Origin of the sequence: Massilia sp. TS11, from assembly GCF_022012445.1 — a bacterium.
Taxonomy (GTDB): Bacteria; Pseudomonadota; Gammaproteobacteria; order Burkholderiales; family Burkholderiaceae_D; genus Telluria.
On record NZ_JAKLTS010000007.1, the window covers coordinates 218,207 to 237,333 of the forward strand.

Here is a 19,127-nt window from a genome sequence, read left to right on the forward strand (position 1 = left end):
TTTTATGCGTATCGAGCATGTGGCCCTGTGGGCCCGCGATCTGGAAGCGATGAAGGCTTTTTATGTGCAGGCCTTCGGCGCCGCGGCCGGTGAGCGCTACACCAATCCGGCCCACGGCTTCGCCTCGTATTTTCTGCGCTTCGACAGCGGGGCGCGGCTGGAGCTGATGCAGATGCCGGGTATCGCGCCGAACCCGAATACGGCCCAGGCTCAGGCGCTGGGCTTCGTCCACATCGCCGTGGCGACCGGCTCGCAGCAGGCGGTGGACGCCACCACCGCGCGCCTGGTGGCCGGCGGCGCGGTGCTGCAGTCGCCGGCCCACTGGACCGGGGACGGCTACTACGAATCGGTGCTGCTCGACCCCGAAGGCAACCGGGTCGAAATCACGATCTGAGGCGGCTAGGCGCCCGCGTGACGGCGGAAGGCGCGCGTGCCTACCGCCACGCCGATGCACAGCAGGGCGATACCGGCGCTGACCGCCAGCGAGGGCAGGGTCCCGCGCAGGCAGAAGGCATAGGCCATCGCGAACAGGGTCTCGAACACGATCAGCTGGCCGACCAGGGAGGTCGGCAGGCGCTGGCTGGCCTGGTTCCATAGCAGGATGCCGAGCCAGGAGGCGGTCAGGCCGATGAACAGCATCAGACCGACGAAGCGCAGCGGGGCCGGGCCGAACGGCCAGGCGAAGCCGCTGCCGCTCAGGTGCGCGTACAGGCCATAGCCGAGGAAGCCGGCCAGGGCCAGCGGCAGCGTGGCCAGGCCCTGCACGGTGGCCCAGGTGGCCGGGCCGACCTCGGGATGGGCGCGCAGAAAGCGCGCATTGCGGATCGGGTACCAGGTCCAGGTGGCGACGCCGGCGCTGGCCAGCACGGCGCCGAGCGCATAGTCGTGCAGGCTGCGCGCGCCGATGTGCTGCAGCTCGCTCCAGTTCACCAGCAGCAGGCCGGCGCTGATGATCAGCAGCGACGGCGCCAGCTTGCCCCAGGCGATAGACTCGGACGGATGGCCGGGCGACCAGTTGGAGGCGATCGCGATCACCACCGGCAGGGTGCCGATGATCATGGTCGGCAGCGGCGCATCGGCCAGCTGGATGGCGCTGGCCAGCAGCGCGTAGTAGAGCAGATTGCCGACCACGCACAGCTTGAGCGCCTCGATCCAGGCACTGCGCGGCAGGCGCAGGATGCGGCGCCGGTCGCCCACGGCCAGCAGCAGCGCGATCAGGCCATACGCCAGATAGCGGCCGAAGGACAGCAGCAGGCCCGGATACTCGGGCAGCATCAGCGGGGCGACGAAGACCAGGCCCCAGAACATGCCGGCGCCCATGGCGTACAGGACGCCGGCGATCAAAGCGGAACTTTTCATGGGGCCCAGCTTAGCCGCGCTCAGGCCAGCGGTCTTGTACCAATTTGCTGTTGATACTGGGCCGGCGTGATGCCATAGGCGCGCTTGAACCAGCGCGTCAGGTGGCTTTGATCGCTCATGCCGGCGGCCGCCGCGGCAGCGCTGGGCGGCATGCGCTGGCCGAGCAGCTGCTTGGCGCGCTCGGTGCGGCGCGCCTGCACATACTGCTGCGGCGTGCAGCCGAAGGCGGCGCTGAACACGCGCACGAAGTGGAACAGCGACAGGCCGGCCTCGCGCGCCAGCGTGTCGATGCGCAGGGTGCCGTCGAGATGGGCCTCGATGCAGTCGCGCACGCGCGCCATGGCGGCCGAGCGCTGCGCCAGGCGGCCCGCGGTCTGCGGCGCGCTATCGCTGGCGTAGCGGCTGCAGATGGCATCGACCAGGGGCGTAAAGCCGGACACGAAGGCCAGATCGTCGGGCGCCTGCCACATCTGGCTGAACCAGTGGCGGAAGGCGCGCGCCAGCGCCGGGTCATGCACGGCGGCCTCGCGGAACCAGACCGTGCGCCCGGCCAGTTCCTGCATCAGCTCGGGCGGGATGTAGAGCATCTGGTAGGTCCAGCCGGCGGCCACTTCGGCCTGGCCCGTGTGGATTTCGTCGGCGTTCAGCGTGACCAGGGTATCGGCCGGGGCGATATGTTCGCTGCCGCGGTAGCGAAAGCGCTCGACCCCATGTTCGATCGCGCCCAGCGAGTAGGACTCATGCACGTGCGGGGCAAAGGCCACGTCCACCAGGCGCGCCGTGTACAGCTCCACACCGGGCAGGTGGGGGCTGGTCTTGAAGCGGATGAATTCGGTGGCGGGATCGAACATCGGTCCATTATGCCCGCTTTGGCCAAACGCGGCATAATCACGCCATGAGTCCCGATCTGAAGCCTGGCCACCGTTTTCAGTGGTCCTACACGGTGCCGGCGCGCGCCACCGTGCCCGAGCTGTACCACGACACCGCCTTCTGCCGCGACATGCCGGCCGTGCTGGCGACCGGCTATATGGTCGGCATGATGGAGCTGGCCTGCGTGCACGGCATGATGCCATTCATGGACTGGCCGCGCGAGCAGTCGGTCGGAGTGATGGTCGCCTTTGAGCACCTGGCGCCGACCCCGCCCGGCATGGACCTGCGCATCGAAGGCGAAGTGCTGGCCGTCGAAGGACGGCGCGTGCGCTTTCGCGTCGAGGCCTGGGACGCGTGCGACCGCATCTGCGTCGGCACCCACGAACGTATGGTCATCGATCCGCTCAAATTCAATGCGCGCGTGGCGGCCAAGGGGAGCGCGGCATGAGGCCGGAAGACATGCGGCCGGTGCCTTCGCCGTGCGTCGACATCTGCCAGATGGACCCGGTCAGCGGCTTGTGCCGCGGCTGCTACCGCACGATCGATGAGATCGTCGCCTGGGGCAGTGCCAGCGAGGACTACAAGCGCGCCGTGTGGGCCGAGATCCGCCGGCGCGAACAGCAGGCCTTCGAATGAGGCAGGTGTTCGAACGCGGCTGGCTGTCTTCGAACAATGTGCTGTTCGTCGGGCGCGAGTCGGCCGTGCTGGTCGACAGCGGCTACGTCGGCCATGCGGACCAGACCCTGGCCCTGGTGCGCGCCACGCTCGGCGCGCGTGCGCTTGATCAGATCATCAACACCCATCTGCACTCCGACCACTGCGGCGGCAATGCGCTGCTGCGCGAGACCTATGGCTGCCGCACCCTGATTCCGGCGGCTGAAGCGGACAAGGTCGCGGCCTGGGACGAGGCGCGCCTGTCGTATGTGGCCACCGGCCAGCGCATCGCGCGCTTCGGCTTCGATGACACGCTGGCGCCGGGCGACACGCTGCGCCTGGGCGACGAGGACTGGCAGGTGCTGGGCGCGCCCGGGCACGATCCGCATTCGCTGATGCTGTTCCAGCCGGACGATGGCACCCTGATTGCGGCCGATGCGTTGTGGGAGAACGGCTTTGGCGTGGTCTTCCCGGAGCTGGACGGCGAGCCGGGCTTCGAGGAGGTGCGCGCCACGCTTGACCTGATCAAGGAGCTCGACGTGCGCCATGTGATTCCCGGCCATGGTGCGCCGTTCGACGATGTGCGCGGTGCGCTTGCGCGTGCCTATGCGCGGCTGGATTTTCTGGCGGCCGACCCGGTGCGCAATGCGCAGAACGCGGCCAAGGTGCTGATTAAATTTTTGCTGCTCGACCGGCGCCGCATTCCGCCCGAGGATTTGCTGGCGCTGTGTGCCTCGGTGCCGGTGCTGGTGCGCGCCAATGCGCGCTTCTTCGGCTGGGATGCGGCGGCGTTGGCGGACTGGGTCGGCAAGGCCTTGGTCAAAGCCGGCGTGGCGCGCTGGGATGGGGCGGTGCTGGTGGATGCGGGGTGAGGGCGCGCGCGGGTCTGAAGACCCGCCCTACCCGGGTTGGGATGGGGCGATACTGGTGGATGTGGGTGAGGGCGCACGCGGGTCTGAAGACCCGCCCTACCTGGGCTGGGATGGGGCGATGCTGGTGGATGTGGGGTGAGGGCGCGCGCGGGTCTGAAGACCCGCCCCACCCGGGTTGGGATGCGGCGGTGCTGGTGGATGTGGGGTGACGACGCACGCGGGTCTGAAGACCCGCCCTACCTGGGCTGGGATGGGGCGATGCTGGTGGATGTGGGGTGAGGACGCACGCGGGTCTAAAGACCCGCCCTACCCGGGCCGGGATGGGGCGATGCTGGTGGATGTGGGGTGAGGACGCACGCGGGTCTGAAGACCCGCCCTACCTGGGCTGGGATGGGGCGATGCTGGTGGATGTGGGGTGACGACGCACGCGGGTCTAAAGACCCGCCCTACCCGGGCATCCCAAGTCGTAGGGCGGGTCTTTAGACCCGCGTCGCACATCAAAGGCGTAGGGTGGGTTTTCAGACCCATGTCGCACATCAAAGTCGTAGGGCGGGTCTTCAGACCCGCGCCGCACATCACAGTCGTAGGGCAGGTTTTCAGACCCACGTCGCACATCACGGGCGTAGGGCAGGTCTTCAGACCCGCGTCGCACATCACAGTCGTAGGGCGGGTCTTCAGACCCGCGTCGCGCATCAAAGTCGTAGGGCGGGTCTTCAGACCCGCGTTGCACATCACAGTCGTAGGGCGCGTTTACAGACCCATGTCGCACACCACGGTCGTAGGGCGGGTCTTCAGACCCGCGCCGCGCGTCACAGCTTGAACTCGACCCTGACCATCGGCGTCGAGGCCCGATAGCCCTTGCCGCCCGTAGTGACCGCGGTATTCCCGAATTTATTGCGCCAATACTGGTAGCCGACGCCGGCGCGCCACTGGCGTCCCATGTCCCACATCAGCGCCATGTCGATATTCTGCTCGGCCCCGGTCGGCGCGCCCGTTTCATCGCGCCCTTTGCTGCCGATGAAATTGGCATAGCCCTCCCAGCTGGCGCCGCCCACCGGGATGCCCCAGACCACGTTGAACATCGCATGGCCCTTGTAGGTGTAGCGTCCACGCACCTGCGAAATCGGCGCGAATGGGCCGCTCGGCGCATTCGATTCGTGCAGATACAGCAGGCTGGTGTTCAGAAAGCCCGGCACCTCCCACATCAGCGTCGGACCGAGCACCAGCATGCGCTTGCGCGAGTTGTAGCCGACATCGCTCTTGCTGTTCCAGTCGAAGCCGGCCGTCAGACCGAGCCCGCGCGCGCCGGCCAGATCGAGCTTGTGCCCGGCCAGCTTGCCCAGGTCGAGCGTGTGGCGATACACGAGATAGGCCTCGCGCGCGCCGCTGTCGCTGCCCAGGCTGCGCGCGTCGTTTTTATCCGAGAACAGCAGATCGAGATTCAGGTAGTTGCTGCCGTACTGGTAGCCATCGGCATGGGTCAGGGCGAGGATGTGCTTGTGGATGTCCTGGCCGTTGAAGGGCTCGGCGAATTGCGTGCCATAGCGCCAGCTGACGGCGGTGCTGCTCCAGTCGAGCGCCTGGGCGCTGCTGGCGCCCAGCACCGCGCACAGGGCGAGGCAGAGGCGGGTGGTCGGCATGGTGGATTCCCTGCAGTGAAGGTGTTAGCCACGATCCTACACCAGCCGGCAGCCGCACAAAAGTAGCACGACCGTTCGTTTTTGTGCATAATGATTGCCCGTATTCTGATTCTGCGAGCAAAACATGGCCCTGCCTCCCGTGCTGCAGCGACTGTCGCTGCCTGTGATCGCTTCCCCGATGTTCATCGCCAGCGGCCCGGCCCTGGTGGCGGCCCAGTGCAAGGCTGGCATTGTCGGTTCTTTCCCGGCGCTGAATGCGCGCCCGCAGGAGCAGCTCGATGTCTGGCTCACGGATTTGCAGGCCGAACTGGCCGACTACCAGGCCGCGCATCCGGATGCCATCGTCGGCCCGATCGCGGTCAACCAGATCGTGCACCAGTCGAACGACCGGCTGGCGCGCGATGTCGAGGTGTGCGTCAAGCATCGGGTGCCGATCATCATTTCATCGCTGCGCGCGCCGCCCAAGGAGATGCTCGACGCCGTGCACAGCTATGGCGGCATCGTCCTGCATGATGTGATCTCGATCCGCCACGCGCACAAGGCGCTGGAGGCGGGCGTCGATGGCCTGATTCTGGTGGCGGCCGGTGCCGGCGGCCACGCGGGCACGCTGTCGCCGTTCGCGCTGGTGGGCGAGGTGCGCAAATTCTTCGATGGTCCGATTGCCCTGAGCGGCTCGATCGCCAGCGGCGACGCCATTCTGGCCGCCCAGGCCATGGGCGCGGACCTGGCCTACATCGGCTCGCGCTGGCTGGCCACGCAGGAATCGAATGTCAGCCAGGGCTACCGCGACGCCATCGTGCAGGCCAGCGCGGCCGACATCGTCTACACCAATCTGTTCACGGGCGTGCATGGCAACTACCTGCGCCAGTCGATCGAGGCGGCTGGTCTGGACCCGGACAATCTGCCCGAAGCCGACAAGAGCAAGATGAATTTCGGCTCGGGCGGCAACACTGGCGCCAAGGCCTGGCGCGATATCTGGGGCGCGGGCCAGGGCGTCGGCCTAATGAACGATGTGCCGACCGTGGCTGAGATGGTGGCGCGTCTGCAGGCTGAATACGTGGCGGCAAAACGGCGCCTGTGCGCGGGCAGTGACTGAGGCGCGGCGCGCCTTGTATCAAACCTGCTCGTTTGCCGTGGTCCTGCAAGCCGGAAACTGCGCAGCCGCGCAAAACGAGCATGTTTGATCTAAGGCGCCGCAGCGCGATGCCGGCCCGCTGACGCTGTTCAGGATCGCGGACTCAGGCGCGCGCCGCTTCGCTGGCGCTGGCGCCATCGCCCTGGGCGCGCAGCAGGGCCTCGAAACGCTCGGCCGGCACCGGCGGGCTGGTGTAGTAGCCCTGGAACATATCGCAGCCCTGATCGCGCAGGAAGCGCAGCTGCTCCTCCGTCTCGACCCCTTCGGCCAACACCTTGAAGCCGAGCGTGTGGCCCATGCTGACGATGGTGGCGGCAATCGCCGCGTCGTCGCGCTGGCCGGGCAGGTCGATCACGAAGCTGCGGTCGATCTTCAGCACATCGACCGGGAAGCGCTTCAGGTAGGCGAGCGACGAATAGCCGGTGCCGAAGTCGTCGATGGCGAGGCGGATGCCGAGCTGGCGCAGGTCGGCCAGCACGGCGGCCGCGGTGTCGCCGCGCTCCATCAGCGCGCTCTCGGTCAGTTCCAGCTCCAGCATGGCGGCCGGGAAGCCGGTATCGGCCAGGGTCTGTTCGACCAGCGCGTGAATATCCTGCTGCAGGAACTGGCGCGGCGAGACATTCACGGCCAGGGTCAGCGGCGGCAGGCCGGCGTCGAGCCAGCGCCGGCCCTGCACGCAGGTGGCATTGAGCACCCAGCGGCCGATGTCGCTGATCAGGCCCGAGGCCTCGGCCACCGGGATGAAGCGGTCGGGCGTGATCAGACCCTGCTCGGGGTCGTGCCAGCGCACCAGGGCTTCGGCGCCGATGATGCGGCCGCTGGCGAAATCGACCTGGGGCTGGAAGTAGACGCGCAGGGCCTCGTTGAGGATGGCCTGGTGCAGGCGCGCTTCGATCTCGATGCGGTCGCGCGCGGCCTGGGTCAGGTGGGCCGAGAAGTAGCGGAAGCAGGCGCGCCCTTCCTGCTTGGCCTGGTACATGGCGGCGTCGGCCTGCTGCAGCAGCAGTTCGGCCGTGCTGCCATGTTCGGGGCACATGCTGATCCCGATCGAGGCATTGATGCGCACTTCGACCCCGTTCGGCAGGCGCCAGCCCTGGTCCATGCGCAGCATGATGTCGTTGGCGATGCGGCCGGCGTCTTCCGGATGGGCCAGGCGCTCGAGCACGATCACGAATTCGTCGCCGCCCAGGCGCACCACGGTGTCCATCTCGCGCAGCGAGGCGCGCAGGCGCTCGGACACCTGCATCAGCAGCTGGTCGCCGACGGCGTGGCCGTAGCTGTCGTTGACGTCCTTGAAGCGGTCGAGGTCGAGCATCAGCAGGGCCACGCGCGTGTGTTCGCGCAGGGCCGCCTTGATGCTGTGTTCGAGCGTGGACAGCAGCATCAGCCGGTTCGGCAGGCCGGTCAGGGGATCGTGGTGGGCCAGGTAGTCGAGCCGGCTCTCGGAATCCTTGATGCGGGTGATGTCGGCGAACACGCCCACGTAGTTGAGCACATCGCCGTTCTCGTCGCGCACGGCCGATACCGACAGCATCTCGGGATAGACCTCGCCCGATTTGCGCCGGTTCCAGATCTCGCCGCACCAGTAGCCATTCTCGGCCAGGGCGCGCCACATATCGCGGTAGAAGTCGGCGTCATGGCGGCCGGAGCTGAGCACGGCCGGGGTCTTGCCGAGCACTTCGGCCTCGCTGTAGCCGCTGATCTCGGTGAAGGCATTGTTGACCATGGTGATGCGCCCGTTCGGGTCGGTCACCATCACGCCTTCGCGCGTGGTCTCGAACACGGTCGCGGCCTGGTGCAGGCGGCGCGCGGCCTGCTTCTGGGCCGACAGGTCGGTGACGGTGCCGGCCACGTTCACGGCCTGGCCGGACGCGTCGCGCGAAATCAGATAGCGCACCAGGATCGGCAGATAGTGGCCGTCCTTGTGGCGCGCGCGCGCCTCGAACGAGACCGTGCTCTCGCTGCCGCGCAGGGATTCCTGCAGCAGGGCGTCGATGCCGGGCAGGTCGGCCGGATGGGTGATGCCGCGCCAGCCGCGCGAATCGGGCGCGAGATCGCCGGCCTGCAGGCCGAACATGGCCATCCAGCGCGGCGAGTAGTAGAGGCGGTCGCTGGCCAGGTCCCAGTCGAACCAGCCGTCGCTGGAGCCGCGCAGCACGCGCTCGAGGCGGGCCTGCTGGCGCAGCATGCGCGTGGTCGCCTGGTCGACCTTGGCCTGCCAGGCGCGCAGCAGCCCGTACAGCAGGCCGCTGGTGACGACCACGAACAGGAAGCCTTTCAGGTTTTCGACGAAGCCGATGGTGGCGATGTCGGTCAGCCGGGTCAGCACCAGATGGCCGGTCAGAAAGATCCAGAGCAGCGAGAAGACGGCGTACACCAGCACGATCCCGGCGGGAGATCGGAGAAAATGACGCAAAGGCAGGGGGCGGCTGGGATCCATGGGCAAAAAACTGCAAGAACAACAAGGGCTTCCCGTCGAGGGTAGCGCATTTTTTGCCGCAAATAAACTTTCTATTCGGTATTTATAGAAACTTAACAGCTAGTTTCTTGTTATTAATCAAAAGATTTTGAATCCCGCCGTCGCCTCAGGCCTCGCTGCGCGCGCTCAGATCGTCGGGGTGGATGGCCCACAGACCGGGCAGATTGCGCCAGTAGCCGTACACGTCCATGCCGAAACCGACCACGAACTGGTCGGGGATCGACAGGCCGATGATGTCGGCCTGGATCGGCTTGGCGCGCGCGATCGCCTTGTCGGCGAAGACGGCGATGATGACTTCGGCCGCGCCCATGTCGAGCAGGCGCTGCTTGACGTGGGCCAGGGTCTCGCCTTCGTCGAGGATGTCGTCGACCACGATGATCGTGCGCCCGGCCACATTCGAGCGCGGGATCACCTTCCAGATCACGCGGCCGCCCTGGTCCTCGTCGCCGTAGCGGCTGACGTGGATGTAGTCGAATTCGAGCGGGAAGGCCAGCTGGGGCAGCAGCTGGCCGGTGAACACCACGGCCCCGCCCATGACCGACAACACCAGCGGAAAGTCGTCGCCGGCCGCAGTAAAGCGCGCGTTCAGGGTGGCGGCCACGCGCTGGACGGCGGCCTGCACCTCGGCGGGGCTGACGATTTCTTGGGCATGCGCGATCAGGGCGCGCGCGCGTTCGGTCTGGTACTCATGCATGATGGCGAATCCGGGTTGACTGCAAGGCCTCCATTATCCCAAGTCCGGGCGCGCTTCTCAACGCTGCAGCGCGTCACGTGTAGTCGCGCGCGTCCTCGATCACCTTGCCGTCGGACGGCAGGCTGCCGCGCGCGGCCAGCACCACCTCGGCGCGCAGCTTGGTAATCTCGCGCACGGTCTCGACCACGGCCGGCACCAGCGCCGCTTCGGCGGCCGGATCGGCCACTTCGCAATGCAGGGTCATCACGTCATTGGCCATCTGGCCGCTGACCACCAGGCGCGCCTTCAGGATCTGCGGATGGCGCCGCACCACATTCGCCACCTGGGCCGGGTGCACGAACATGGCGCGCACCTTGGTGGTCTGGTCGGCGCGCCCGAGCCAGCCGCGGATGCGCTGGTTGCTGCGCCCGCAGGGCGAGGGCGCGGCCGGCAGCAGGGCCGACATGTCGCCGGTGGCAAAGCGCAGCAGCGGATAGTCGGGATTGAAGACGCTGACCACGACTTCGCCGATGTCGCCCGGCGCCACCGGCTCGCCCGAGCCGGGCCGCACGATCTCGAGCAGCACGTCCTCGTCGAGCACCATGCCGGGCAGGATCTGGCCCTCGTGCGCCGTCTCGTAGGCGATCGAGCCGCAATCGGCCGAGGCATAGGTCTGGAACACATGCGGCACGCCGTGCGCGCGCAGCCAGGCGCGCAGCGATTCGGGCAGGGCTTCGGCGCCGACCACGGCGCGCTCCAGGCTGGAGATGTCCTGGCCCTGTTCGAGCGCCTTCTCGACGATGATGCGCAGGAAGGAAGGCGTGCCCACATAGGCGGCCGGGCGCAGCGCCGTCAGCGCCTGCAGCTGCAGCTCGGTCTGGCCGGCGCCAGCCGGTATCACGGCCGCGCCGATGCGCGCGGCCCCGCCTTCGACCATCGCCGCGGCCGGCGTGAAGTGGTAGGCAAAGCAGTTCTGCACCAGCATGCCGGCGCGGATCCCGGCCGCGTACATGGGGCGCGCAAAACGCCAGTAGTCGGGGCCCGCGCCTTCCGGGTCGAAGATCGGCCCGGGCGACATGAATACGCGCCGCAGCTGGCCGGGCGCCGCCACGGCCAGGCCGCCAAACGGCGGCGCCGCCTGCTGCAGCGCATGCAGCTCGCTTTTGCGTGTGACCGGCAGCTGGGCCAGGGCGGCGCGGTGGTCGATCGCGCCCGGCTCCACGCCGGCCAGAATGCGCGCCCAGCCGGGCGCGCGCTGGGCCCGCGCCACCAGCCCGGGCAGGGCCGCCATCAGGGCCGCCTCGCGCTCGTGCGGGTCGCGGCTTTCGAGGGTGTCGAGCGTGGTCTGCTGCATCGGAACTCCTTGCGTGTGCGGTTCAGACGCCGGCCAGAATCGCGGCCTGCGCCTTGAGGGTCAGTTTGGCGAACACCAGCTCCCAGGCCCGGCGCAGCAGGGCCTCGCCTTCGGCCGCGGGCAGGCGGCGCAGATCCTGCACCTGCACCCAGTGGGCGCGCGCCAGATACGGGGCCGGCACGATGCCGGGCCGGTCGCTCAGTTCGAGAAAGCGTGCCTGCTCGACCTTGAACGACATGCTCTGGGCCTGCGCCTGCAGGCTGGCCAGGGCGAACATCTTGCCGCCGACGCTGAACACCAGCTGGTCCTGCCACTTGATGTCCTCGGTCGCGCCGGGCAGGGCGCGGCACACGGCCAGGGCCTGTTCGCGCTTCATGCCAGCCAGCGTTTGCGGCGCCGGTAGAACTTCATGTCGCGGAAGCTCTTGCGCTCGGCGCCGGCCACGCCCAGGTAGAACTCCTTGACGTCGGCGTTATCGGCCAGGTCGGCCGCCGCGCCTTCCATCACCACGCGCCCGTTCTCCAGGATGTAGCCGAAATCGGCGTAGCGCAGGGCGATCGCGGTGTTCTGCTCGGCCAGCAGGAAGGACACGCCCTCCTTGCGGTTGAGGTCGCGCACGATCTCGAAAATCTCCTCCACGATCTGGGGCGCGATCCCCATCGAGGGTTCGTCCAGCAGGATCATGCTGGGCCGCGCCATCAGGGCGCGCCCGATCGCGCACATCTGCTGTTCGCCGCCCGAGGTGTAGCCGGCCAGGCTGTGGCGGCGCTCGCGCAGGCGCGGGAAGTAGTGGTAGACCCGTTCGAGCGACTGGCGTACGGCGGCGCGCCCGTCCTTGCGGGTGAAGGCCCCGGTCAGCAGGTTCTCCTCGATGCTCAGGTGGGCGAAGCAGTGGCGCCCCTCCATCACCTGGGCCAGGCCGCGCGTGACCAGGGCGTTCGGGGTCAGCTGGTCGACCCGTTCGCCCTTGAACAGCACCTCGCCCTTGGTGACCTCGCCGCGCTCGCCGCGCAGCAGGGTCGAGATGGTCTTCAGGGTGGTCGACTTGCCGGCCCCGTTGGCGCCCAGCAGGGCCACGATGGCGCCCTGCGGCACCTGCAGCGAGACGCCTTTGAGCACGAGGATCACATGGTCGTAGATGACCTCGACGTTATTGACTGCCAGGACCGGGGCGCTCATGGCATCACTTCTGGCAGGCCGGCGTGATCTTCTTCTCGGCTGCGTACTTGGCCGAGGATTCGTCGATCAGCTTCTTGGTCAGGGCCTTGTCGCCGATCACCCAGTTGGGCGTGATGGCCACCCACTTGTTGCCGTCCCACTGCTGGACCTTGACCGCGCCCGAGCCTTCGTGGTCGTCGCAGCTGGTCTTCACGGGCGGGAACATGCCGAGCGCGCCCAGCTCCTTCTGGCGCGCCTCGCTGATGTCGAGGTTCTCCAGGCCCCAGCGCATCTGCTCGCCGTTGACCGGTTTGCCCTTGCCGAATTTTTCCTGGGCCTTGCGCATCGCCTCGACCCACAGGATGCCGGCCGTGACGCCGCGCAGGTGGTAGATGTGGCCGATGCGGTTGCGGTCGACCAGATTGCCCTTGCCGGCGTCGTAGACCTTCTTGCGGATCTCGTCGAGCAGCGGGTAATTGCCGGGGGTGTTGTAGGTCATCGCCGTATAGCCCTTGGCGGCGTCGCCGGCCGGCACCGTGTCTTCTTCCGAACCGGCCCACCAGACGCCCAGCATCTTCTCACGCGGGAAGCCATTGCGCTGGGCCGTCTTGATCGCGACCGAATTCATCACGCCCCAGCCCCACAGAATCACGTGGTCGGGATTGGCCTGGCGGATCTGCAGCCACTGCGACTGCTGCTCGCTGCCCGGCGGCGCCACCGGAATCTTGATCAGCTCAAAGCCCCATTTCGCCGCTTCCGCTTCCAGCACCGGCAGCGGCTCCTTGCCGAAGGCCGAGTCGTGGTAGAGGTGGACGATCTTCTTGCCCTTGAGTTTCTCCATGCCGCCGGCCTTCTCGCCCAGGTAGCGCACCATGCCGGCCGCCTGGTTCCAGTAGCTGGTAATCAGCGGGAACACGTAGGGGAAGACCTTGCCGTTGGCGGCGTCCGAGCGGCCGTAGCCGAGCGTCGTCATCGGCACCTTGTCGGCCGCCAGCCGGTCCAGCACCCCGTAGGCGATCCCGGTCGACAGCGGTTCGACGGCGGTGGCGCCGCCGCTCTTGGTCTTCAGGCGCTCGTAGCACTCGATCCCGCGCGAGGGGTTGTATTCGGTCTCGCACTCTTCCCAGCTGATCTTCACGCCATTCACGCCGCCGGCCGCGTTGACCAGGTTGAAGTAGTCGATCATGCCGCCATAAAAGCCGCTGCCGCCGGCCGCATACGGACCGACGCGGTAGGAGGGCAGGGCGACGAACTGGTCGGCCGCCAGGGCCGTGCCGAAGGCGCCGCACAGGGCGGCGGTGAGCAGGGCGATCTTCACGTGTTTCATGCTGTCTCCTTGTTATGCGTGGTGATTAATGGGGGAAGGGCCACAGGCGCAGCTTGTCTTTGGCGATCTGCCACAGGCGCGCCAGTCCGTGCGGCTCGACGATCAGGAAGAAGATGATCAGCGCGCCGAACACCATCAGCTCGAGGTTCGAGGCGACGCTGGTGGGCAGGCCGGCGCCGTGGGCGACGATATTCAGACCGACCGGCAGCAGCACGATGAAGGCGGCGCCGAGGAAGGAGCCGAGCACCGAGCCGACCCCGCCGATGATGATCATGAACAGGATGCGGAAGGACAGGTCGAGGTTGTAGGCCTCGGGTTCGACCGTGCCCAGGTAGGCGAACGCATACAGGGCGCCCGCCACCCCGCAGTAGAAGGAGCTGACGGCAAACGCCAGCAGCTTGGTGCGCATCAGGCGAAAGCCGATCACTTCGGCCGCCACGTCCATGTCGCGCACCGCCATCCAGGCCCGCCCCACATTCGAGCGGATCAGGTTCTTGGCGAGCAGGGCCAGCACCGCCACCAGCAGCAGCACCAGCACGTATTTGCGCGCCGGGGTGTCGAAGGCATAGCCGAGGATCTCGATCTTCTGCGCCGTGATCACGCCCGAGGACGAGTAGTTGGTCAGCCAGCCGATCTTGGTCAGGCACCAGACCACGAAGAACTGGGTGGCCAGCGTGGCCGCGGCCAGATAGAAGCCGCGGATGCGCAGCGAAGGCAGGCCGAAGGCGATGCCGACCAGGGCCGCGCACACCCCGCCCAGCACAAAGGCCAGCAGCACCGGCATGCCGGGCACGCGCGCCATGAAGTTATAGGCCCCGAAGGCGCCGACCGCCATGAAGGCGGCGGTGCCGAGCGAGAGCTGGCCCGCATAGCCGGTCAGGATATTCAGGCCGAGCGCGGCCAGGGCGAAAATCAGGAAGGGAATCAGTATCGCCGACAGCAGATAGGGGCTGGCCAGCGCCGGCACCACGAGCAGGGCCACGGCCAGCAGGACGGCAAAGGCGATGCGGTCCTGGCGGATCGGGAAAATCTGGCCATCGGCCTCATAGCTGGTCTTGAACTGGCCGGCTTCACGATAGAACATGGCTCAGATCCTCCGGATGATTTTTTCGCCGAACAGGCCTTCCGGCCGCACCAGCAGGAAGCCCAGGGCCAGCACATACGGGAACCAGCCCTCGATGCCGCCGCCCACCAGCGGGCCGATATACACCTCGGCCATTTTCTCCGAGGCGCCGATGATCAGGCCGCCCACGATGGCGCCCGGCACCGAGGTGAAGCCGCCCAGGATCAGCACCGGCAGCGCCTTCAGGGCGACGAAGGTGAGCGCGAACTGGACCCCGTTGCGCGCCCCCCACAGCAGGCCCGCCACCAGGGCCACCAGCCCGGCCGCCGACCACACGACGGCCCAGATATGCTGGAGCGGAATGCCGACCGCCAGCGCGGCCTGGTGGTCGTCGGCCACGGCGCGCAGGGCGCGCCCGATGCGGGTGCGCGAGAAGAACAGGGCGAGCGACACCACCAGCAGCGCGCAGATGGCAGCGGCCGTCATGTCGAACTGCGAGACGATGATGTTGTAGCGCGTGAGCAGGAAGTCGATCGGCACGTCCTCGATCGGCAGTTCGAGCTTGCGCACCTGCGAGCCCCAGATCAGCTGGGCCAGGCCTTCGAGGAAGAAGGACAGGCCGATGGTGGCCATGAACAGGGCGATGTCGGGCTGGTTGACCAGCGGCCGCAGCACCACCCGCTCGATCAGCACCGAGCACACGACCATCACCGCGATGGTGGCCGGCAGCGCCACCCACAGCGAGACGCCGAATTTGTCGATGATGCCGGTGCAGGTGAGGGCGGCGAAGAACACCAGCGCCCCCTGGGCGAAGTTGAAAACGCCGGAGGCCTTGTAGATCAGGACGAAGCCGATCGCCACCAGCGCATACATCACGCCCGACAGCAGGCCGCCGATCAGCACTTCGAAGAAGAAGTTGATGTTCATGGCTTAATGCGTCTTTCCCAGATAGGCGTTGATCACATCCGGATTGCTGCGCACCTGGTCGGGCGTGCCGTCACCGATCTTCTTGCCGTAGTCGAGCACCACCACGCGGTCGCTGATGTCCATCACCACGCCCATGTCGTGCTCGATCAGCACGATGGTGGTCCCGAACTGGTCGTTCACGTCGAGGATGAAGCGGCACATGTCCTGCTTTTCCTCGACATTCATGCCGGCCATCGGCTCGTCCAGCAGCAGGATCTGCGGCTCGGCCGCCAGCGCGCGCCCCAGTTCGACGCGCTTTTGCAGGCCATACGGCAGGCGCCCCACGGGCGTCTTGCGGATCGCCTGAATCTCGAGGAAGTCGATGATCTCCTCGACGCGCGCGCGGTGGGCGATCTCCTCGCGCCGCGCCGGGCCCCAGTACAGGGCCTGCAGCAGGAAGTGCGACTTCATCATCAGGTTCCGGCCCGTCATGATGTTGTCGAGCACGCTCATGCCCTTGAACAGGGCGATATTCTGGAAGGTGCGCGCGATGCCGGCCTTGGCGGCCGCGTGGCAGTCCATATTCCGGCGCACCTGGCCACGCAGCGCGATCTCGCCCTGCTGCGGGCGGTACACGCCATTGATCACATTCAGCATCGAGCTCTTGCCGGCGCCGTTCGGCCCGATGATGGCGCGGATTTCGTGCTCGCGCACGTCGAAGGAAATGTCGGTCAGGGCGCGCACGCCGCCGAACGAGAGCGAGATATGGCGCAGGTCGAGGATCACCTCGCCGATCGTGCGCTGGGGCGCGTGCAGGGCGTGCGGATTGTGCATGTCCATCTCAGGCCGCCTTTCCGACCGCAGCGAAGCTGCGCGCGTCGACGATGCGCAGGTCGGCGCTGATGCTGCCGCGCCGCCCGTCCTCGAACTTGACTTCGGTGCTGATGAACTGCGAGCTCTTGCCGCTGTACAGAGCCTCGATCAGCAGCGCGTATTTGTCGGCGATGAACTTGCGGCGCACCTTGCGCGTGCGCGTCAGCTCGTCGTCGTCCGGGTCGAGCTCCTTGTGCAGCACCAGGAAGCGCTGCACCTGGGTGGCCGCCATCAGGTCCTCGCCGGCCAGGTCGGCATTGACCTTCTCGACGCATTCGCGGATCAGCTCATAGGTGGCGCTGTTGCCGGCCAGGTCGGTATAGCCCGCATACGCGATGCCGCGCCGCTCGGCCCAGTTGCCAACCGCCTCCATGTCGATATTGATGAAGGCGCAGACCATGTCGCGCCCATGCCCGAAGGCGACCGCCTCTTTGATGAAGGGGAAGAACTTGAGCTTATTCTCGATGTAGTTGGGGGCGAACATGGCGCCCTGGTTGAGGCGCCCGACGTCGGCCGCGCGGTCGATGATTCGCAAGTGGCCCTCGTGGTCGAACATGCCGGCGTCGCCCGTGTGGAAGTAGCCCTGGGCGTCGATCACTTCGGCGGTGGCGTCGGGGCGCTTGTAGTAGCCGTCCATGGTGGCCGGCGATTTGACCAGGACCTCGCCGTTGTCGGCCAGGCGCACTTCGACGCCGGGCGCGGGCAGGCCCACGCTGTCGAACTTGATCTGACCGTCCGGCTGCAGGCAGACGTAGGCGCAGGTTTCGGTGGAGCCGTACAGCTGCTTGAGATTGACGCCGATCGAGCGGTAGAAGCGAAACAGGTCGGGCCCGATGGCCGCGCCGGCCGTGTAGGCGACGCGGATGCGGCTCATGCCGAGCACATTTTTCAGCGGCCCGTAGACCAGCAGATTACCGAGCGCATAGCGCAGGCGCTCGCCGGCCGGCACCGCTTTGCCGTCGAGGATATCGGCGCCGACGCGGCGCGCCACCGCCATGAAATAGTCGAACATCGCGCGCTTGATGCGGCTGGCGTCCTCCATCCGGATCATCACCTGGGTCAGCAGGTTTTCAAACACGCGCGGCGGGGCGAAATAATAGGTCGGGCCGATCTCGCGCATATCGGTCATCACCGTCTCGCCCGACTCCGGGCAGTTGACGGTGAAGCCGGCCGTCATCGCCTGCGCCAGCGAGAACAGGCAGTCGCCGACCCAGGCCATCGGCAGGTAGGACAGCACGTCCTCGCGCTCGCTCAGCTGGTCGAAGCCGACCCCGCCGGCGCCGGCCGCGAGCAGCGCCGCATGCGACTGCACCACGCCTTTCGGCTTGCCCGTGGTGCCCGAGGTGTAGAGGATGATGGCCGGGTCGCTGGCCTGGCCGGCCGCCACTTCGGCCAGGTAGAAATCCGGGTGGGCGGCGTCGTGCGCGCGCCCCAGGGCCTGCAGCTGCGCATACGACTGCAGCCCCGGCTGGGCGTAGTGGCGCATGCCGCGTTCGTCCTCGTAGATGATGTGGGCCAGGGCCGGATTGGCGGCGCGCAGTTCGAGCAGCTTGTCGACCTGCTCCTGGTCCTCGACGATGGCGTAATGGATCTCGGCGTTGTCGAGCACGAAGGCCATGTCGGCCGCCGGCGCGTCCTGGTACAGGGGCACGGGCACGCCGCCCAGGGCCTGGGCCGCCAGCATCGCCCAGTACAGACGCGGGCGGTTGTCGCCGATGATCGCCAGGTGCATGCCGCGCCGGAAGCCGATCGCGGCCAGGCCGCAGGCCAGGGCGCGCACTTCGGCGTTCACCTGGCCCCAGGTCCAGGCCTGCCAGATGCCGAGATACTTCTCGCGAAAGGCCGGCCGCTCGCCACGCACCGTGCCGTGGGCGAGCAGACACCGGGGGAAGGTCTGCTGTTTTGTCTCCACCACTGTCCCCTCTTGTTTTCCTGCGCCCTGCAGACAGTACAATGGCGCGGATTTGTTGGATCAATATTAGCCTGCGTTTTTTTCCGCAGTTGTCATCCAGACGACAATTGCCCGACTTTCGATTGTGCGACGCACCAATGGACCAGCCCACACCGACCCTGATCGAGCACCTGCGCGCCACCATCTGGGGCCAGGTGCTGACGCCCGCCGAAATGGCGCGCGTGGAGGCCACCTGCTTCGAGCAGTTCGTGCCCAAGGGCGGCTTCGTCTGCCGCAAGGGCGAGGCCATCGAGAACTGGGTCGGCATCATCGAGGGCCTGGTCAAGATGAACAACTTCTCCCCGTCCGGGAAGAGCGTCACCTTCACCGGGGTGCCGACCGGCGGCTGGTTCGGCGAAGGCTCGCTGCTCAAGGACGACACCCGCAAATACGACGTGATCGCACTGCGCGACTCGCGCATTGCGCGCATGCCGCGCGCCACCTTCGAATGGCTGCTCGAGCACAGCTTGCCGTTCACGCGCTTTCTGCTGGTGCAGCTGAACGAGCGGCTCGGCCAGTTCATCGGCCAGGTCGAGCATGACCGCCTGCTCGACGTCGACACGCGCGTGGCGCGCTGCCTGGCCGCGATGTTCAACTCCCACCTGTATCCGGGCATCGGCACCCTCGTGCAGATTTCGCAGGAGGAGGTCGGCTATCTGTCGGGCGCCTCGCGCCAGCGCGCCAATCAGGCCCTGCAGCTGCTGGAAAAAGAAGGCCTGGTGCGGCTCGACTACGGCGGCATCCGCGTGCTCGATCTGGAAGGCCTGCGCCACTTCCAGGCCTGAGCGCGCGCCCTCGCATCTCGCGCCCCAA

19 protein-coding genes are annotated in these 19,127 nt (G+C 67.3%); 6 read left to right on the plus strand and 13 right to left on the minus strand.

All coding sequences use genetic code 11. From position 1 onward, the window contains the following. The first annotated feature begins 4 nt into the window (after nt 1-4). Nucleotides 5-394 carry a VOC family protein gene (locus LZ005_RS13060; protein ID WP_237808509.1) on the plus strand — a complete coding sequence of 130 codons (390 nt, stop codon included), beginning with the start codon at nt 5-7 and terminating at the stop codon, nt 392-394. Between the two features lie 5 nt (nt 395-399). Here LZ005_RS13060 and LZ005_RS13065 read toward each other — a convergent pair whose 3' ends face one another. Next, entirely contained in the window at nt 400-1,359 is a 960-nt protein-coding gene (locus LZ005_RS13065; protein ID WP_373889328.1) for a DMT family transporter, read from the minus strand. A 20-nt stretch (nt 1,360-1,379) separates the two neighbouring features. Beyond that, the gene (locus LZ005_RS13070) at nt 1,380-2,210 is read right to left on the minus strand and encodes an AraC family transcriptional regulator (protein ID WP_237808510.1); all 831 of its coding nucleotides are present in this window, start codon (nt 2,208-2,210) and stop codon (nt 1,380-1,382) included. A gap of 44 nt (nt 2,211-2,254) precedes the next feature. Between LZ005_RS13070 and LZ005_RS13075 the strand changes: the two genes are divergently transcribed. The 3 genes from LZ005_RS13075 to LZ005_RS13085 are packed head-to-tail and all read left to right on the plus strand — an operon-like array spanning nt 2,255 to nt 3,755. Continuing rightward, the gene (locus LZ005_RS13075) at nt 2,255-2,677 is read left to right on the plus strand and encodes a thioesterase family protein (RefSeq protein WP_237808511.1); all 423 of its coding nucleotides are present in this window, start codon (nt 2,255-2,257) and stop codon (nt 2,675-2,677) included. Continuing rightward, nucleotides 2,674-2,865, plus strand: a complete 192-nt coding sequence (locus LZ005_RS13080) for a DUF1289 domain-containing protein (protein ID WP_237808512.1) — start codon at nt 2,674-2,676, stop codon at nt 2,863-2,865. Before LZ005_RS13075 ends, LZ005_RS13080 begins: the two co-directional genes overlap by 4 nt. Continuing rightward, nucleotides 2,862-3,755 carry an MBL fold metallo-hydrolase gene (locus tag LZ005_RS13085; protein WP_237808513.1) on the plus strand — a complete coding sequence of 298 codons (894 nt, stop codon included), beginning with the start codon at nt 2,862-2,864 and terminating at the stop codon, nt 3,753-3,755. The genes LZ005_RS13080 and LZ005_RS13085 overlap by 4 nt, the downstream gene beginning before the upstream one ends. An 809-nt stretch (nt 3,756-4,564) precedes the next feature. Here LZ005_RS13085 and LZ005_RS13090 read toward each other — a convergent pair. After that, nucleotides 4,565-5,395: an outer envelope protein gene (locus LZ005_RS13090; RefSeq protein ID WP_237808514.1), complete on the minus strand. Its 831-nt coding sequence runs from the start codon at nt 5,393-5,395 to the stop codon at nt 4,565-4,567. Between the two features lie 124 nt (nt 5,396-5,519). Between LZ005_RS13090 and LZ005_RS13095 the strand changes: the two genes are divergently transcribed. After that, nucleotides 5,520-6,491, plus strand: a complete 972-nt coding sequence (locus LZ005_RS13095; RefSeq protein WP_237808515.1) for a nitronate monooxygenase family protein — start codon at nt 5,520-5,522, stop codon at nt 6,489-6,491. Between the two features lie 142 nt (nt 6,492-6,633). Here the strand turns inward: LZ005_RS13095 and LZ005_RS13100 are convergent, their stop codons facing one another. From LZ005_RS13100 to LZ005_RS13145, 10 genes are all read right to left on the minus strand, one after another. Next, complete coding sequence (locus LZ005_RS13100) at nt 6,634-8,970, minus strand: bifunctional diguanylate cyclase/phosphodiesterase (RefSeq protein ID WP_237808516.1); 2,337 nt, start codon at nt 8,968-8,970, stop codon at nt 6,634-6,636. Nucleotides 8,971-9,115: 145 nt separating this feature from the next. Then, a complete protein-coding gene (locus tag LZ005_RS13105) occupies nt 9,116-9,703 on the minus strand; it encodes a hypoxanthine-guanine phosphoribosyltransferase (RefSeq protein WP_237808517.1) in 588 nt (195 codons plus the stop codon). 73 nt (nt 9,704-9,776) lie between these two features. Continuing rightward, the gene (locus LZ005_RS13110; protein ID WP_237808518.1) at nt 9,777-11,036 is read right to left on the minus strand and encodes a phenylacetate--CoA ligase family protein; all 1,260 of its coding nucleotides are present in this window, start codon (nt 11,034-11,036) and stop codon (nt 9,777-9,779) included. A gap of 22 nt (nt 11,037-11,058) precedes the next feature. Then, the gene (locus tag LZ005_RS13115; protein ID WP_237808519.1) at nt 11,059-11,412 is read right to left on the minus strand and encodes an MmcQ/YjbR family DNA-binding protein; all 354 of its coding nucleotides are present in this window, start codon (nt 11,410-11,412) and stop codon (nt 11,059-11,061) included. After that, nucleotides 11,409-12,215: an ABC transporter ATP-binding protein gene (locus LZ005_RS13120; protein WP_237808520.1), complete on the minus strand. Its 807-nt coding sequence runs from the start codon at nt 12,213-12,215 to the stop codon at nt 11,409-11,411. The genes LZ005_RS13115 and LZ005_RS13120 overlap by 4 nt, the downstream gene beginning before the upstream one ends. A 4-nt stretch (nt 12,216-12,219) precedes the next feature. Continuing rightward, nucleotides 12,220-13,521 (minus strand): ABC transporter substrate-binding protein, encoded by a 1,302-nt coding sequence (locus LZ005_RS13125; protein ID WP_237808521.1) that lies wholly within the window; start codon nt 13,519-13,521, stop codon nt 12,220-12,222. A gap of 25 nt (nt 13,522-13,546) precedes the next feature. Further along, nucleotides 13,547-14,605, minus strand: coding sequence for a branched-chain amino acid ABC transporter permease (locus tag LZ005_RS13130; protein WP_237808522.1), 1,059 nt, complete (start codon nt 14,603-14,605; stop codon nt 13,547-13,549). A gap of 3 nt (nt 14,606-14,608) precedes the next feature. Further along, nucleotides 14,609-15,505, minus strand: a complete 897-nt coding sequence (locus tag LZ005_RS13135; protein WP_237808545.1) for a branched-chain amino acid ABC transporter permease — start codon at nt 15,503-15,505, stop codon at nt 14,609-14,611. A gap of 9 nt (nt 15,506-15,514) precedes the next feature. Continuing rightward, the gene (locus LZ005_RS13140) at nt 15,515-16,330 is read right to left on the minus strand and encodes an ABC transporter ATP-binding protein (RefSeq protein ID WP_373889329.1); all 816 of its coding nucleotides are present in this window, start codon (nt 16,328-16,330) and stop codon (nt 15,515-15,517) included. Nucleotide 16,331: 1 nt separating this feature from the next. Then, nucleotides 16,332-18,278, minus strand: a complete 1,947-nt coding sequence (locus tag LZ005_RS13145; protein ID WP_373889330.1) for an AMP-binding protein — start codon at nt 18,276-18,278, stop codon at nt 16,332-16,334. Between the two features lie 134 nt (nt 18,279-18,412). Here LZ005_RS13145 and LZ005_RS13150 point away from each other — a divergent pair, with 134 nt between their 5' ends. Beyond that, the gene (locus LZ005_RS13150; RefSeq protein WP_237808525.1) at nt 18,413-19,099 is read left to right on the plus strand and encodes a Crp/Fnr family transcriptional regulator; all 687 of its coding nucleotides are present in this window, start codon (nt 18,413-18,415) and stop codon (nt 19,097-19,099) included. The last annotated feature ends 28 nt before the right edge of the window (nt 19,100-19,127 follow it).